Raw genomic sequence first — 13,841 nt, forward strand, 5'->3', positions numbered from 1 at the left:
CGACCGTCTGCCTTGAGCGGAATCGCTGGACACCGCACTGCGGATCATGGTCGCATCGAGCCATGGAGATCCTGATACTCGGCGGCACCGCCTTCCTCGGCAGGGCGATCGCGAACGAGGCGGTCGCCCGCGAGCACGCGGTCACCTGCCTTGCGCGCGGCACCGCGCCCGCGCCTGAAGGCGTCGATTTCATCGCCGCCGACCGAGACGAGGAGGACGGGCTCGCCGGCGTGGCCGGACGGGAATGGGATGCCATCATCGACGTATCGCGACACCCCGGCCAGGTCCGCCGTGCCGTTCGAGACCTCGACGCCCGCCACCGGGTCTTCGTGTCCACCGGGAACGTCTACGCTGCGTTCGATCGGCCCGAGCAGTCCGAGGATGCCGCGCTGCTGACCCCTCTCGACGGCGAGGTGATGGAGTCGATGGAGGAGTACGGACCCGCGAAAGTCGCGTGCGAGCAGGCGGTCCTGGAAGCCGCGTCCTCGGCGACGATCGTGCGCTCCGGGCTCATCGGCGGGCCGGGCGATGTCTCGGGACGCACCGGCTACTGGCCGTGGCGCTTCGCATCGCCGACCGGCGATGACGTGATCGCCCCGGACGACCTCGACTTCCCCGTTGCGCTGATCGACGTCCGCGATCTGGCGAGCTGGCTGATCACCGCCGCCGAGCAGCGGATCGACGGCGTGTTCAACGCGACCGGACCGACGACGACGCTCGGCGACGTTCTCGAGACTTCGAAGCAGGTCGCACGCAGTTCCGCCCCACTGAGACTCGTCCCGCTCGACCGGGTGACGGAGCTCGGCATCGGAGAATGGATGGGTCCGAAATCGATGCCGCTGTGGATCGAAGATCCGGGGTGGCGCTGGTTCGCGACGATGGACACCAGTCGCGCTCGTGCTGCCGGGCTGGTGACGCGCCCGCTCGCCGACACTCTCGCCGACGCGCTCGAGTACGAGCGCACGCGCGACGTGGCCCGGCGGGCCGGCCTCACCGACGAGGAGGAGAGCGAGGTGCGCAGCGCGCTCGACGTCGAAGTCTGAGGCGGATCCACTCCGTGCCGGTCAGCTCACGGGCACCGGATGCGGCTGAGGCGCGGCATCCATCAGCTCGCGCAGCTCGTCGGCCGGCAGGTTCGCGCCGAAGGCCGGGTTCCCGGGCTGCAGCACGGCTCCCGCAGCAAGCGGGCCCGCGAGCACCGGGTCGAAGCCGAGAGAGTCGACGAAGGCGGCCACCTCGGCGACATCCGCCTGGTCGTCGCCGGCGATCGCGATCGCCTTGCGGCCTGCGGCATCCGCCGGCCTGGCCTCCTCGTCGAGGTCGTGATAGCCCATGTGGTTCAGGGCCTTCACGACGCGGGAGCCGGCGAGGAACTCCTGCACGATCTCGCTCGTGGAGGTGCGCGGGTCGCTGAGGTCGTCGCGGATGCCGTCGGTCTCCCACCAGTAGTTCATGGTGTCGATGACGAGCTTGCCCTCGAGCCGGTCCGCGGGCAGGTTCTGGTGCTTGCCGAGCGGCAGCGCGAGCACGACGACGTCGGCCTCCCGGACCGCGTCATCGGTGTGCGCGGCGGTCGCGCCGGGCACGAGCACCTCGATCGTCAGCGCGATGCGCTCGGGGTCGCGCGAGCCGGCGATCAGCACGCGATAGCCGGCCGCGACGGCCAGCCTTGCGAGCACCGTGCCGACCTTGCCGGCACCGAGGATGCCGACGGTGCGGATGCTGCTCTCAGACATGGACTGCCTTTCCGTCCTTGGTGATGCGGGCGAGCGGGCGCCGGGTCAGGTACCAGTCTCCGGGGTCCTCGTTGAGGAGTTCCTTGACACGCGGCGCGACCTTCTCGCCGAACAGCCGGATGCTGCTCTCGCGCACCTCGCGGGGGAGGTGGCGCAGGTCGTACTTCAGGTCGAAGCGGGACAGGTGGTTCGCCCTGGCCGCAGCGGCGATCTTCTGCGCGACGGTCTCGGGGGAGCCGACGTAGAGGGCCCCGAACTCGATCTCCTCGGCGTAGCGCTTCGGCGTCGGTGGGTAGAAGCCGCGCTCCTTGCTGATCTCGGTGACGACCGGCTGCCAGTGCTTCCAGTGCACGTTCTTCGCCTCGTCGTCGGTCTCGGCGATCAGGCCGAGCGAGTGCTGTGCGATCGGCAGCTCCTGGTGACCGTACTTCGCGAGCGCCCGCAGGTACAGTTCCACGTGACCGGCGAAGCGCTCCGGGCGGCCGCCGATTATCGCCATCATCAGGGGCAGTCCGTGCTTGGCGGCTCGGACGACGGAGTCGGGGCTGCCACCGATGCCGATCCACGCGGGGATGCCGCCCTCCGGCATCCGTGGGTGCAGGCGCACGTCGTCCAGCCGCGCGCGGTACCTGCCTGACCAGGTGACGCGGTCCTCGCGCATGAGACGCAGGAACAGGTCGAGCTTCTCCTCGAAGATCGCCTCGTACTCGGCGATGTCGTAGCCGAACAGGGGAAACGACTCGATCGCCGAGGCACGGCCGAGCACGAGGTGCGTGCGGCCCTGTGAGAGGGCGTCGACGGTCGCGAACTCCTGGTAGAGCCGCACCGGATCCTGGGTGGAGAGCACCGTCACGGATGTGCCGAGACCGATCGTCGAGGTCGTCTGGGCGGCAGCCGCGAGGACGACGGGTGTCGCCGAGTCGACCTGGTCCTCCTTGTAGTGCTCGCCGACGCTGAACACGTCGAGGCCGACGGACTCGGCCAGCTGGGCCTCCTCGACGAGCAGGCGCACCGCCTCGGCGTCGGTCTGCACGCGACCGCCGTCGGTGGCCACGTCGCCGAAGGAGTTCAGCCCGAACTCGAATCCTGACGCGTCGATGGACATCGCCTCACGACCTTCCCTGGGCCGGTGTGTCCGGCCATCAGAGGGATGCAACGCAATGGTTGACGTGTCAATTCCCGGGGAGGAGACTGTGTCCCATCATGTTTCTCATCATCGGGGTCGTGCTCGCCGCTCTCGCCGCTCTCCTGCACGTGTACATCTTCGTGCTCGAATCGATGCGCTGGACGCATCCGTCCACTCGCCGCGTCTTCGGAGTGCCGTCCGAGGCGGATGCGCAGACAATGAAGGCTCTCGCCTTCAACCAGGGGTTCTACAACCTGTTCCTCGCCGTGATCACGGCGATCGGGATCATCTTCGCGCTGTCCGGCGGGGCTGAGATCGGGATCACACTGATGCTCGCCGGAACGGGCACGATGCTCGCGGCCGCGCTCGTGCTCGTGCTCTCGGACGCATCCAAGCTGCGGGCGGCCGCAGTGCAGGGCACGATCCCGCTGCTCGCCGTGATCAGCCTGATCATCGCGGCCTCGAGCTGAGCGCGTCCATGACGCTCGGATCCCACGAGGGAGAGCGATGAGCGATAAGCGCCGGACGATGCCGACGTCTGAGCAGGTGCGGGTCTGGCGCGACTACCTCGAGACCTCCGAGGAGCTGCGGGCGCGGCTGGGCGGCCGGATGCTGGCGGAGTCGGAGCTGTCGTCCGGCGACTATCGGGTGCTGCTCGCGCTGACCGAGGCGCCGGATTCCACGCTGCGCTCGTCGGAGCTGGCGTCGCTGATCGGCTGGGAGCGCAGCAGGCTCTCGCATCACCTGGGCAGGATGGAGAAGCGCGGCCTGATCGCGCGCAACCCCTGCATCGAGGCCGCGCACGGTGTCGACGTGATCGCCACCGATGCCGGGCGTGAGGCGTTCCGCGCCGGGTCCGTTCCGCACCTGCGTGCGGTGCGGGAGCTGTTCATCGACGCGCTCAGCGCCGAGCAGCTGGAGCAGCTGGACGGCATCTCCACGGCGCTGCGCCGGCACCTCGGTGTCTGAGGTCGGTCGTATCCTGGGGCGGTGGCGACCATCGCTGATGTGCGCGCTCTCGGCTCGACCCTGGAGCGGTCGTACGAGGTGCTCGTCCGCGGGCGGGTGAAGTTCCGGGTGGGCCAGCTGGTCTACGTCGCGTTCTCAGTGGACGAGCGCACCATGGAGTTCGGCTTCCCGAAGGAGATGCGCGAGGGCCTCGTCGGCGGGCAGCCGGAGAAGTTCTCCATGCCGTCGCCCTCGGACATGCGGTTCCACTGGGTGCGTTCCGACCTCGCGGCGCTGGATCCTGCGGAGGCCAGGGAGTTCGTCGTGGACGCCTGGCGCATGGTCGTGCCGCAGAAGCTGTCGCGTGCGTACGACCTCGCGCATCCGGGAGGGCCGGGCTAGCCGCGGCGCCGGCGTTGTTATCCTCGCAGCATGGCGCTCAGCGATGTCGAGGTGGCGATCACGGCCGCCGAAGCCGGTGCCGACGTCGTCGCGCGTGGCTACGGTGTCGATCATGAGCGCTTCGCGAAGTCCGGCACTGATTTCGCGACGCAGATCGATCTGGATGCGGAGCGTGCGATCTTCGCCGTGCTGGACGAGCACCGTGCCGCTGACGCACGCGTCGGCGAGGAATCGGGAGCCTTCGCGGGTGACGGCGGCGGGCGCCGCTGGTTCATCGACCCGCTGTGCGGCACGATCAACTATGCAGCGGCGACTCCGCTCGTCGCGGTGAACGTCGCGCTGCGGGACGAGGGAGCCGACGTCGCCGCGGCCGTGGCCGATCCGATCGCGCGGGAGATCTTCTGGACTGACGGAACCAGGGCGGCTCTCCGTGCGGGCGGGCGTGACCTGGAACTCTCGCCTTCGGCGCGTTCGCGACTCGTCGAGGTGAATTGCGATGGACCCCTGGATCAGTGCTTCGTCGGTGGATCGCTCGTCGGCGATCCGCGGCTGCGTGCACGATACGGACCTCGGGTGATCTCCACGACCCTGGGGGTCGTGTGGGTTGCGGCCGGGCGGCGCGCGGCTTACGTCTCCGACGGGCAGGTGAGCGACAGCCTGCATTTCGCCGCCGGAGTCGCCTTGTGCGCGTCAGCCGGCTGCGTCGTCACCGACCTGGCCGGCGGGCCCGTGAGCGGCGGTCGCGGGCTGCTCATCGCTGCGGACATCTCGACGCATGCGGACATGCTCGAGATCATCTCCCCGCACCTCGAGGCGACCGGGGCGCCGCCGGCCGGGTGAGCGGCTGGTCACGCGCCGCCCGCGCGGCCGCGAGCTGCCGCTGCCAGTCCGCCGGCACGCGGGCGGCCGGACCGGGCACCGACTGGTCTGCGGGGTGAGCGAGCGGCGGCGTCAGGTCCCCGCCGATGAGGATGCGCGCGTCTGCGTAGTCCCAGAACCAGTCCTCGCCGGGCTCGTAACTGCGGATCCAGCGATGGCCGGCGGCCTCGAAGTGCGCGGTCGCGTGCTGGCCGAGGGAGTCGTCGCAGCATCCGACGTGCCCGCACACCACGCACCGGCGCAGGTGGAACCACCAGCCTCCGGCCGACTCGCACTCCTGACAGCCGTCGCCGGACGGACCGGGCGCGGTGTCGAGCACGTCCTGAGGAACTCTCGCTTCGTCGCTCATGCGTGGACTCTACGCGCGCTCTCGAACAGTGTCGTCAGAACAGGAGCAGTCCGTCGCGTGCCGCGAGCACCCCGTTCAAGATATGGGGACCCATGATCCAGGATGAGAGTGCCCCATCTCATCCGCGTACTGGATCTCCAGCCAGGGGAATCCCTGCAGATCGTCGGCTGTCAGTCCTGCCGGCGTGCCCAGCTCCGAGATGAACCTGACCGTGGTCCCGGTCGGTGTGTCGGAAGGGATCTCGTGCAGATTCTCGCTCGGGACGCCGCGGCGATACTCCTGGCTCCAGGCTCCGTCCGCGCGGTGATTCTCGTGCGACAACCAGGAACTCAGCGCGGCCACGGTCGATATCCCGCGCCTGGGTAAGCCGTCGGGCAGCAGTGGGGGAGCGTCGGCTTCGAAGAAGCGCTGATCGGCGGTCGCCATCACCGGTTTGCGCACGGGGCGGCCGAGGGAGTCGCGTCGAGTGTCGGTGCCGCGCCCGTCGTCGGTCACCGCCACCATTCCGTCGCTCATGATCCGCACGACGACGTTTCCGATCCGGCCCTGATCCGCGGCCTCTTCATCGGCGTACGCGAGCACCTCAAGGATCTGATGGCGCCGGCCGCCACGCTCGTATTCGGCGCGAGCGCGTCTGACCCCCTCGAGGTGGGCGACATCGACGTCGTGCGTCCAGTCGTGCGTCGTCACGGTCCAGGTGCTGCGGTCGTCTGCGGTCATGTGAGCGCCCATCTGCTGCGGTGGGCCGAGCCCTCAGCTCTCGACAGCCCGGCTCACCCCGACGAGCAGCGCGGGCAGGGTCTGCCGCACGAACGGCGAACCGGCGAACGACTTCTCGTCGCCGCCCGACATGATCCACGACTCGAAGGAGCGCTCGTAGGTCAGGATGACGACGCGCACGCCGAGCGCCGGCTGCCATTCGAACTCGCGGCCGATCCGCGAGAGCAGCAGCTCGAAGGCATCCAGCAGGGCAGGCAGGAACGCGCGCTCCGACTCGATGACATCCTCGCTGCGGGCGCCGGTGGATGCCGCGAGCTGCCGCTCCCGCAGGCGGATCGTGAGCGAGCTCCAGTCCAGCGGACGCGCCTCCGCCAGTGCGATCGACAGGGCGAGCACCAGGTCTTCGCCATCGTGCTCGCGGGGGTCGAAGGTCTCCGCCGCCGATCGCACGCGCTGTGCGCACTCCTCGATCAGCTCCAGGTCGACGGCGTGCAGCAGGGCGCTGTCGGTGGGGAAGAGAGTGCGGAACGCGCCATCCGTCAGTCCGGCCTCGGCGCGAAGCTCGGCGGTCAGCGCGGCCAGTGACCCGTCCCAGGTCGGCAGCAGGATGCGGGCGAGCGTGATGACCCGCGATCGGCTCAGCCGGCGGGGCAGGTCGTGGCGTCGCGACGGCGTGGCATCCGTGGTCATCCGTTGGGCATCCTCTTCACGAACGGCGGGCCGTTTGCCGGCCCGGGAAACGCCCCTGCGCTGCCGGGGCCCTCACAGAAGCGTAGTCGCGCCGTCCGGAAAGGGGCTGGTGGAGTACTGGACGGTCCAGTACTATCACGTCATGGCGACGGATGAGGACGGACGCACGGCGCTCAAGCGTCGACAGATCACCGAGGCCGCACTCGCGCTGTTCCTGCGACAGGGGTACGCGAAGACGAGCATGGATCAGATCGCGGCCGATGCGCAGGTGTCGAAGCAGACCGTGTACAAGCAGTACTCCGACAAGGAGACGCTGTTCCGCGAGCTGGCACTGGGCATCATCGGCGCCTCGGACCGCATCCTTCAGGTTCTCTCGGCGGTGCTGGAACCGGCGCCCGAGACCACCCCTCAACTGCACGACACGCTGCAGCGGCTCACTCGCACCTACCTGGACTCCGTGATGCAGCCGCAGGTTCTCGCATTGCGGCGTCTGCTCATCGCCGAGGCGGATCAGTTCGCCGACCTCGCACACGAGTACTACACGTGGGGGCCGCAGCGGGCGATCGGAGTGCTCGCCGATGCGGTGCAGGACTGGGGCGAGAAGGGGCTCATCGACGTGACGGACGCCTCTGCCGCGGCATCCCGGCTCGCCTTCCTCACCCTGGGGCCATCGCTGGATCGCGCGATGTTCCACCCGGGCTGGATCCCTTCTGCGCGGGAGCGGAAGCAACAGGCGGCGCAGGCCGCCGAGGCGTTCCTCGCCGCGCACATGAAGCGCACCTGACCCATCGATCAGGGCACGGAGGACAAGGAGTTCGACATGGCTGTTGCATCGCAGGCGGACGGGTTCGACCGCGCCGCCGCCGTCACCCGCTCGATGCTCGGATGGGGCGTTGTCGCGGGACCTTTCTATCTGATCTTCGGGCTGATCCTGGCACTCACCCGCCCCGGCTTCGCGCTGAACCGCGACGCGCTCAGCATGCTGCTGCTCGGGAACCTCGGCTGGCTGCAGGCGACCAACCTCGTGCTGGCCGGTCTGATGACGCTGGTCGCCGCCGTCGGGATGCTCCGCACTCCGGCCTGGCCGCGCACGGCCGCCGTGCTCGTCGCGGTCTACGGCGTCTGCCTCTTCATGAGTGCGGTCTTCCCGCCCGATGCGACGGCAGACTTCCCTCCCGGCGCGGGCGGCGGCGTGTTCACCATATCCGGGATGCTGCACCTCGTCTTCGGCGGGATCGGCTTCCTCTCCCTCGGAGCAGCGGCCTTCGTGGCCGCGTCCTGGCTGGCGAGGAACACGACGGCGCAGGCCGCGCTGTGGTCCCGGATCGCCGGCGCCGTGATCATCGTCGCGTTCGTCGCGGGCGGGGCGCTGGCACGATCACCGTTCGGCGTCGGGCTGCTCTGGCTGGCGGTGCTGGCGGGGTGGGCGTGGCTCGCGCTGGCGTCGGTCGCCGCGTACCGCGCGGTGCCTCATCCGGTTCTCGCCCGGCGCTGACGTCGCCGGTGTCCTCGCCGCTCAGCCGGCGATCAGCTTCTGCTTCGCCAGGTCGAACTGCTCGTCGGTCAGATCACCCGAGCGGTGCAGGCGTGCGAGCCGCTCGAGCTGCGCGGGCAGCGCGTCGTCGCCGGCATCCGGGTTCGTGGCCCTGGCGCCGCCGCGGGCGGTCTGGATCAGCGTCCACCCCTCGGGGAATCGCCACAGGTGCACGGCCTCGCCCGGCTGCGGGGCTTCGAAGGGCGCGAACGCCGTTCCGACCGCTAGCCGGTTCACGATGAACTCGCCGTCCGCATCGGCGACGGATGCCACGTATTCGGCGACCCCGCCGGAGTCGGTCTGCGCGAGCTTCGTGTTCACGACCCTGCCGACCGTCGCGGTCGCGTTCCCGCGCGCCGCGGCGTACTCCTTGCGGAACCGGTCGTTCGCGGGCTTGCGCGAGAGGGAGCGGAAGAACGCGGCCCACAGCGGCCCCAGGAACACCCAGGGGAAGATCGTCCAGATCACGTTCCAGTACCAGGGGAAGAAGTTGTCGTGATCCCAGGCGTTGACCGTCACGACCCAGACGCCACCGACGGTGATCGCGATGACCAGCACTGTCTTCAGGATCATCTTCGGAACCGACGTGCTGCGCCCCACCCACGCCGCCGCGTCCTGCGGCAGGCGGTCGCTGGGTTCGCCCTGCGTGACCACGCGCAGCACGGCGCGGGGATCGGCGAGTCGCTTGGCCTCGAAGATGGAGTCAGGCAGCGCCATGTGTTGTCCCCTCAGATCGCAAAGACAGCGCCTTCCAGCGTACCTTTCAGTCTGCGACGACCTCGCCGGAGCCGGAGACGTCCTTGGTCACATGCGCACCACCGGAGTGGCGGATGTCGCCGCTGCCGTCGATCGTGGCCACGAGGTCGCCCGTGACGTGCACATGCGCGCCGCCCGCCCCGCGGACCACGACCTTCGCATCCGTGCTGCGCAGGTCGGACCCGTGGTAGTCGCCGGAGCCGCGGATATCGACGGACTGGGACGCCGCGCCGCCGTTCGCGGTGATCTCCCCGGAACCGTCGATCCGCACTGTGAGGCGCTGCACCTGGATCTCGCCGGCCTCGACAGAACCCGAGCCGTCCACGGTGATCGATGCGGTGTCGGCCGTCAGGCCCGTCGCCGTGACCTCGCCCGAGCCCTTGACCGTGATCACGGGAGCCGTCGCGCCGGAGAGGTCGACGTCGGCATCGCCGGAGCCCTGCACGACGATCGACTCCAGCGAGGGAACGGTGAGCTCGTATCGGATCTCGCCGCCGAAGCTCAGGGTCTGGCCGCTGACGCCCAGGCGCAGGGTGCCGTCCTCGACCGTGCTCGTGAGCCTGTTGATCACCTTCTCGCCCGCCGTCACCGACAGGGACGTCGCCTCGCCGAGGGTGACGGTCAGATCGCCGCTGGTGTCCAGTTCGACGGCCGTGATGCCCTCGACGTCGCGCTGCTGCGTGGTCGACGGGCCGGAGTCCTGGATGAGGGAGCAGCCGCTGAGGGCGACGGCGGAGAGCGGGCGTCTGAGCATGCGTGCCAGCGTATCGGCGGCCCGGATCGGTGCGGAAGGTACTCCGGTATGAGATCCGGCTGCCGCTCAGCCCCTCGGTCGGGGTCCCAGTTCGATGTCGAGCGAGGCATCCTTCGCGCCGAGGGCCTGCAGACGCTCGACGATCGCGCGCTCGGCCCGGTCGTAGGGCATGACGCCGCCGTGCATCAGGGAGGTGCGGTTCGCCTGCGAGAGCAGCGCCTCGAATTCGAAGCTCAACTGCACGGCATCCTGCAGGTGCGGCAGGTCGCCGTCGTCCATCGCCTGCGCGACGGAGATCTCGAGGTACGACCGCCACAGGTGCATGGCGTCGGAGATCGCGTCGTGCACGGGGCCGGGACGCGAGGCGAATTCGGCGGCGACGGCGAGGAAGAAGCATCCGCCGGGGAACGTGCGGCCAGAGGAGTAGTCGATCCAGGCGCGCACCAGCGCGCGCAGGCGCAGCAGGCCGCGCGGGTGGATGCGGGCGGGCTCGACGACCACGTCCGTGAAGACGCGCTTGGCGTCGGCGACGATGGCCAGCTGTAGCTGCTCCTTGGAGCCGAACAGCGCGGCGACGCCGCTCTTGCTGGTACCGGTCTCGGTGGCGAGCTGGGCGATCGAGACGCCGTTCAGCCCGTCGGTCGAGGCGCGCCGCACGGCGACCGCCAGCACGGCCTGACGGGAGCGATCGCCTCGGGCCCGGCGACCGTCGATCACGGGGGTTGTCATGTCTCGAATATACCAGTACGATCGTCCACATAACTAAGTGCACGCCCGTACGTATTGTTTGGAGATGCTGGAGATGAACGCCATGATCCGCTCGATCGACAAGCTGGCCCCCGCGCTCGCCGCTGGTCTCACCTACCCCGCCTACCTCGGGCTGGGACGCAGGCGCCCGGTGCATGAGCGCGAGCAGGCGACGCACGATGCGGCCCGCCGCGAGAGCATCATCGTCGCCGGGCGTCGCGTCGTCGTCTACGAATGGGGCAGCGGGGAGCGCACCGTGCTCGTCGTGCACGGCTGGCGCGGCCGCGCCGCGCAGTTCGCCGCGATCGTGCGCGAGTTGCGCTCCGAGGGTTACCGCGTGATCGGCTTCGATGCTCCGGCCAGCGGCGACTCGCCGGGTCGCCGCACGCACGTCGGCGAGTTCCGTGCGGTCGTCGACGCGCTCGCCCGTCGTGAGGGCGGCTTCCATGCGATCGTCACGCACTCCGCCGGCACGCTCGCCGTCGCGGCCGCGGTGGCGGATGCCGGGATCACCAGCCGCATCGTCGCCATCGCTCCGATCGTGCGTGTGGACTACCTCAGTGAGCAGTTCGCCCGGATGGCAGGCATCGGCGGTCGTGCGATGCGACTGCAGCAGGCCTGGTTCGCGAACGGGCTGCGCCGCCGCGGCTACGTGCTCGACGGGCGGTACGACCTGCTCGGCGAGCCGCTCTCGCCCGCGCTGTCGATCACGGTCGTGCACGACCGCGGCGATCGGATGGCCGACATCGGCGAGAGTCGCCGGCTGGCGCAGCGCAGCCCGGCTCGGGTCACGCTGATCGAGACCGAGGGGGAAGGCCACAGCCGGGTGCTGGAGTCGGATGCCGCCCTCGACGCAGTGCTCGATGTCGTCGGCCGTGAGATCCCAGCGGCCTCCCGAGTTCCGCGCGAGACCCCTGTGCAGAGCACGGGTCTCCCGCAGGAATCGAGGTCTCGCGCGGAATTCAGTCCCGCACGCTGAAGTTGTCTCGGAACAGGCCGTCCGGGTCGTAGCGGCGCTTGACCTCGCGCAGACGGTCGAGCGTCGCGGCCGGATAGGCCCGGCCCAGCAGGGCGGCATCCGTCCGCGACTCGAAGCTGATGTAGAGCCCCTTGAAGTGCGCGGCGAGGTCGTTCCAGGCGCGGTCGAACGCGGTGCCCGCACCGGAGGCCGTGATCGAGAAGTTCGCGGAGCGGTGCGCATAGGCCGTGGCGTCCGACGGCACGTCGGCCACCGCGCCGCCGATCGAGCGGATCTGGAACCAGTGCGTTCCCGGCGTCCGCACCAGCACGGCGGCGGCTGCCGCGACGGCGTCGTCGATGTGGTTCACCAGGCCGGATCGGAACAGCGGTTCGCCCTGGCCGTCGTGCGCGGCATCCGACGCGTTGGCCATGATGTACGCGTAGGGCGCCAGGTTCACCTGCTGCCCGACCAGCGGCGCCACGTCGGCGAAGGGCTGCAGGCGCTCGACGATCGTGTCGGGCACATCGGAGTCGACGACTCCGTACATCCGCCCGATCACCTGGCCGCCCTGACTGTGCAGGATCACGAAGATCGTCGTGTCACGCGGAGCGGCCTCCTGTGCGTGGCCGAAGCCGGTCAGGAACCCGGCGACATCGGAGGCGTCGAACGCCAGCTGTGCCCAGCCCACTTCGGCGACCGCGTCGACCTCGAAGTCGAAGGAGGTCACGACGCCCATGTTCGCGCCGGCGCCACGCAGCGCCCAGAACAGGTCCGGATGCTCGTCGGCGGATGCCCGCACGCGCGAGCCGTCAGCGAGCGCGACTTCCGCCCCGACGAGGTGGTCGATCGTCAACCCGTGCTCGCGGGCGAGGAAGCCGATCCCGCCGGCTGTGGCGAGCCCGCCCACGCCGACCCCGCCGTAGTCACCGCTGGACAGTGCCCAGCCGTGCGGGGCGAGTGCCTGCGCGACATCCGTCCAGCGCGCGCCTGCGCCGACGCGCACGCGGCGCGCATCCTCATCGAGCACCTCGATGCCGTTCAGAGCCTTGAGATCGATCACGATTCCGCCGTCATTGGTGCTGCGGCCGCTGATGCCGTGCCCGCCGCTGCGGATGCCGAGCGGCACGTCGCGATGGTCCCGGGCGAAGCCGATCGCGTCGGCCACTGCGTCGGCCGTCTGCGGGCGCAGCACGATTCCGGGCGACCCGGCACGCAGGTAGGTGGACTTCACGGTGCGGTACTCGAAGTCGCCCGGCTCGACGGCGCGGTCGCGCAGCGAGGCGGGGATGGCGTCGTAGTCGATGCGCGGGCTCCGAAGGGCGAGCGCGGCAGCGCTGCGTGCCGACGCCGGGGCGGTGCCGCGCCGGGCGCGCTCGGCGGCGACCGCCTCGCGCACCGCGGGGATGACCTCCTCGGCATTGCGCTGCATGGCTGTCACGTCGTCGCCGACCAGGATGAAGGTGCTCACGCCGTCGTCGAGGGCGAGCTCGATGAGCCGCTCGGCAGGCAGATCGCCGCCGACGTTCAGCATCCGCCGGATCTCGCCCGGGGCGCGGCCGGCGTCGGAGGCGGCGTCGTCGATGCGTGCGTTGCCCGCGGCCAGGTCGCCCGGCTTCAGATAGCCGAGCGAGGGCAGCCAGCCGTCCGCCTTGCGGCCCAGCAGGCGCAGCATCCGTGGCTTCAGTGCGCCCAGCCAGATCGGGATGTCGTGTGCGGGCGACGGCCCGCGCTTCGCGCCATTGACCGGGTAGTACTCGCCGCCGCGGAAGTGCTCGCGACCTGCGGCATCCCAGATCCCGCGTATCACGTCGATGCCCTCGTCGAGCTGGTCCACCGCCTGGCCCGGCGTCAGCCGGCGTCCCCCCATCGCCTCGATCGCGTCCCAGAACCCGCCCGCACCGAGGCCGAGATCGAAGCGGCCGCCGGAGAGCAGGTCGAGGGATGCCGCGGCTCTGGCAGTGACCGGTGCCGGTCGCAGGGGGAGGTTCAGCACGTTGGGCGCGATGTGGATGCGCGAGGTCGCGGCCGCGACGAACGACATCAGCGTCCAGGTGTCGAGGAACGCCGGCTGGTACGGATGATCCTGGAAGGTCACCACGTCGTAGCCGAGCTCCTCGCTCGCCTGCGCGAGCCGCACCGGCTGCTGCGCATCACCGTTCACCGGCGTGATGAAGGTGCCGAACCGGAGCTCGTGGCCGTAGTCCATGTCGCTGTCCTCCTCGGATGTGTCCCCTCATTC

General features: G+C 70.0%; 17 protein-coding genes. 8 read left to right on the plus strand and 9 right to left on the minus strand.

Translation table 11 applies throughout. From position 1 onward, the window contains the following. The first annotated feature begins 62 nt into the window (after positions 1-62). Complete coding sequence (locus ACFVDO_RS11795; protein ID WP_378855591.1) at positions 63-1,043, plus strand: NAD-dependent epimerase/dehydratase family protein; 981 nt, start codon at positions 63-65, stop codon at positions 1,041-1,043. A 21-nt stretch (positions 1,044-1,064) separates the two neighbouring features. On the opposite strand, the gene ACFVDO_RS11800 is transcribed toward ACFVDO_RS11795, so the two are convergent. After that, positions 1,065-1,736, minus strand: a complete 672-nt coding sequence (locus tag ACFVDO_RS11800) for an NADPH-dependent F420 reductase (RefSeq protein ID WP_378855593.1) — start codon at positions 1,734-1,736, stop codon at positions 1,065-1,067. Then, positions 1,729-2,841 (minus strand): LLM class flavin-dependent oxidoreductase, encoded by a 1,113-nt coding sequence (locus ACFVDO_RS11805; RefSeq protein ID WP_378855595.1) that lies wholly within the window; start codon positions 2,839-2,841, stop codon positions 1,729-1,731. Before ACFVDO_RS11805 ends, ACFVDO_RS11800 begins: the two co-directional genes overlap by 8 nt. A gap of 98 nt (positions 2,842-2,939) precedes the next feature. Here ACFVDO_RS11805 and ACFVDO_RS11810 point away from each other — a divergent pair, with 98 nt between their 5' ends. From ACFVDO_RS11810 to ACFVDO_RS11825, 4 genes are read left to right on the plus strand one after another with little or no spacing between them, the layout of a single operon-like run. Next, a complete protein-coding gene (locus ACFVDO_RS11810; RefSeq protein WP_378855597.1) occupies positions 2,940-3,332 on the plus strand; it encodes a DUF1304 domain-containing protein in 393 nt (130 codons plus the stop codon). Between the two features lie 37 nt (positions 3,333-3,369). Beyond that, complete coding sequence (locus tag ACFVDO_RS11815) at positions 3,370-3,831, plus strand: MarR family winged helix-turn-helix transcriptional regulator (protein ID WP_378855599.1); 462 nt, start codon at positions 3,370-3,372, stop codon at positions 3,829-3,831. Positions 3,832-3,852: 21 nt separating this feature from the next. Continuing rightward, positions 3,853-4,212 (plus strand): MmcQ/YjbR family DNA-binding protein, encoded by a 360-nt coding sequence (locus ACFVDO_RS11820; RefSeq protein WP_378855601.1) that lies wholly within the window; start codon positions 3,853-3,855, stop codon positions 4,210-4,212. A gap of 30 nt (positions 4,213-4,242) precedes the next feature. After that, the gene (locus ACFVDO_RS11825; RefSeq protein ID WP_378855603.1) at positions 4,243-5,052 is read left to right on the plus strand and encodes an inositol monophosphatase family protein; all 810 of its coding nucleotides are present in this window, start codon (positions 4,243-4,245) and stop codon (positions 5,050-5,052) included. On the opposite strand, the gene ACFVDO_RS11830 is transcribed toward ACFVDO_RS11825, so the two are convergent. The 3 genes from ACFVDO_RS11830 to ACFVDO_RS11840 all read right to left on the minus strand — a co-directional run bounded on the left by ACFVDO_RS11830 (position 5,006) and on the right by ACFVDO_RS11840 (position 6,850). Continuing rightward, positions 5,006-5,440 carry a UBP-type zinc finger domain-containing protein gene (locus tag ACFVDO_RS11830; protein WP_378855605.1) on the minus strand — a complete coding sequence of 145 codons (435 nt, stop codon included), beginning with the start codon at positions 5,438-5,440 and terminating at the stop codon, positions 5,006-5,008. The two genes, ACFVDO_RS11825 and ACFVDO_RS11830, sit on opposite strands and share 47 nt — an antisense overlap. Before the next feature lie 75 nt (positions 5,441-5,515). Then, positions 5,516-6,160 (minus strand): ATP-binding protein, encoded by a 645-nt coding sequence (locus ACFVDO_RS11835; RefSeq protein ID WP_378855607.1) that lies wholly within the window; start codon positions 6,158-6,160, stop codon positions 5,516-5,518. Positions 6,161-6,193: 33 nt separating this feature from the next. After that, positions 6,194-6,850: a hypothetical protein gene (locus ACFVDO_RS11840; RefSeq protein ID WP_378855609.1), complete on the minus strand. Its 657-nt coding sequence runs from the start codon at positions 6,848-6,850 to the stop codon at positions 6,194-6,196. Between the two features lie 142 nt (positions 6,851-6,992). Between ACFVDO_RS11840 and ACFVDO_RS11845 the strand changes: the two genes are divergently transcribed. Together ACFVDO_RS11845 and ACFVDO_RS11850 are read left to right on the plus strand one after the other, a co-directional pair. Continuing rightward, positions 6,993-7,634 carry a TetR/AcrR family transcriptional regulator gene (locus ACFVDO_RS11845; RefSeq protein ID WP_378855611.1) on the plus strand — a complete coding sequence of 214 codons (642 nt, stop codon included), beginning with the start codon at positions 6,993-6,995 and terminating at the stop codon, positions 7,632-7,634. A gap of 36 nt (positions 7,635-7,670) precedes the next feature. After that, positions 7,671-8,345, plus strand: a complete 675-nt coding sequence (locus tag ACFVDO_RS11850; protein ID WP_378855613.1) for a DUF998 domain-containing protein — start codon at positions 7,671-7,673, stop codon at positions 8,343-8,345. A gap of 21 nt (positions 8,346-8,366) precedes the next feature. Here the strand turns inward: ACFVDO_RS11850 and ACFVDO_RS11855 are convergent, their stop codons facing one another. The 3 genes from ACFVDO_RS11855 to ACFVDO_RS11865 form a co-directional block, all read right to left on the minus strand. Beyond that, on the minus strand, positions 8,367-9,101 hold the full coding sequence (locus ACFVDO_RS11855; RefSeq protein ID WP_378855615.1) for a hypothetical protein: 735 nt from the start codon (positions 9,099-9,101) through the stop codon (positions 8,367-8,369). A 46-nt stretch (positions 9,102-9,147) separates the two neighbouring features. Then, positions 9,148-9,894, minus strand: coding sequence for a GIN domain-containing protein (locus ACFVDO_RS11860; RefSeq protein ID WP_378855617.1), 747 nt, complete (start codon positions 9,892-9,894; stop codon positions 9,148-9,150). Positions 9,895-9,960: 66 nt separating this feature from the next. Beyond that, positions 9,961-10,623 carry a TetR/AcrR family transcriptional regulator gene (locus ACFVDO_RS11865; RefSeq protein ID WP_378855619.1) on the minus strand — a complete coding sequence of 221 codons (663 nt, stop codon included), beginning with the start codon at positions 10,621-10,623 and terminating at the stop codon, positions 9,961-9,963. Positions 10,624-10,687: 64 nt separating this feature from the next. On the opposite strand from ACFVDO_RS11865, the gene ACFVDO_RS11870 reads away from it, so the two are divergent. Next, complete coding sequence (locus ACFVDO_RS11870) at positions 10,688-11,620, plus strand: alpha/beta hydrolase (RefSeq protein WP_378855621.1); 933 nt, start codon at positions 10,688-10,690, stop codon at positions 11,618-11,620. Here the strand turns inward: ACFVDO_RS11870 and ACFVDO_RS11875 are convergent. Next, positions 11,604-13,808 (minus strand): LLM class flavin-dependent oxidoreductase, encoded by a 2,205-nt coding sequence (locus ACFVDO_RS11875; RefSeq protein ID WP_378855623.1) that lies wholly within the window; start codon positions 13,806-13,808, stop codon positions 11,604-11,606. The genes ACFVDO_RS11870 and ACFVDO_RS11875 overlap by 17 nt on opposite strands. Positions 13,809-13,841: the final 33 nt, after the last annotated feature.

Origin of the sequence: Microbacterium sp. NPDC057741 (genome assembly GCF_042798735.1) — a bacterium.
In the GTDB taxonomy this organism is placed as follows: Bacteria; Actinomycetota; Actinomycetes; order Actinomycetales; family Microbacteriaceae; genus Microbacterium.

What these genes read in the sequence shown, in the direction of transcription:
- ACFVDO_RS11830 (WP_378855605.1), bottom strand. Translation starts at nt 5,440, where the DNA reads ATGAGCGACGAAGCGAGAGTTCCTCAGGACGTGCTCGACACCGCGCCC.
- ACFVDO_RS11795 (WP_378855591.1), top strand. Translation starts at nt 63, where the DNA reads ATGGAGATCCTGATACTCGGCGGCACCGCCTTCCTCGGCAGGGCGATC.
- ACFVDO_RS11825 (WP_378855603.1), top strand. Translation starts at nt 4,243, where the DNA reads ATGGCGCTCAGCGATGTCGAGGTGGCGATCACGGCCGCCGAAGCCGGT.
- ACFVDO_RS11800 (WP_378855593.1), bottom strand. Translation starts at nt 1,736, where the DNA reads ATGTCTGAGAGCAGCATCCGCACCGTCGGCATCCTCGGTGCCGGCAAG.
- ACFVDO_RS11840 (WP_378855609.1), bottom strand. Translation starts at nt 6,850, where the DNA reads ATGACCACGGATGCCACGCCGTCGCGACGCCACGACCTGCCCCGCCGG.
- ACFVDO_RS11855 (WP_378855615.1), bottom strand. Translation starts at nt 9,101, where the DNA reads ATGGCGCTGCCTGACTCCATCTTCGAGGCCAAGCGACTCGCCGATCCC.
- ACFVDO_RS11865 (WP_378855619.1), bottom strand. Translation starts at nt 10,623, where the DNA reads ATGACAACCCCCGTGATCGACGGTCGCCGGGCCCGAGGCGATCGCTCC.
- ACFVDO_RS11860 (WP_378855617.1), bottom strand. Translation starts at nt 9,894, where the DNA reads ATGCTCAGACGCCCGCTCTCCGCCGTCGCCCTCAGCGGCTGCTCCCTC.
- ACFVDO_RS11805 (WP_378855595.1), bottom strand. Translation starts at nt 2,841, where the DNA reads ATGTCCATCGACGCGTCAGGATTCGAGTTCGGGCTGAACTCCTTCGGC.
- ACFVDO_RS11850 (WP_378855613.1), top strand. Translation starts at nt 7,671, where the DNA reads ATGGCTGTTGCATCGCAGGCGGACGGGTTCGACCGCGCCGCCGCCGTC.
- ACFVDO_RS11845 (WP_378855611.1), top strand. Translation starts at nt 6,993, where the DNA reads ATGGCGACGGATGAGGACGGACGCACGGCGCTCAAGCGTCGACAGATC.
- ACFVDO_RS11810 (WP_378855597.1), top strand. Translation starts at nt 2,940, where the DNA reads ATGTTTCTCATCATCGGGGTCGTGCTCGCCGCTCTCGCCGCTCTCCTG.
- ACFVDO_RS11870 (WP_378855621.1), top strand. Translation starts at nt 10,688, where the DNA reads ATGCTGGAGATGAACGCCATGATCCGCTCGATCGACAAGCTGGCCCCC.
- ACFVDO_RS11875 (WP_378855623.1), bottom strand. Translation starts at nt 13,808, where the DNA reads ATGGACTACGGCCACGAGCTCCGGTTCGGCACCTTCATCACGCCGGTG.
- ACFVDO_RS11815 (WP_378855599.1), top strand. Translation starts at nt 3,370, where the DNA reads ATGAGCGATAAGCGCCGGACGATGCCGACGTCTGAGCAGGTGCGGGTC.
- ACFVDO_RS11835 (WP_378855607.1), bottom strand. Translation starts at nt 6,160, where the DNA reads ATGACCGCAGACGACCGCAGCACCTGGACCGTGACGACGCACGACTGG.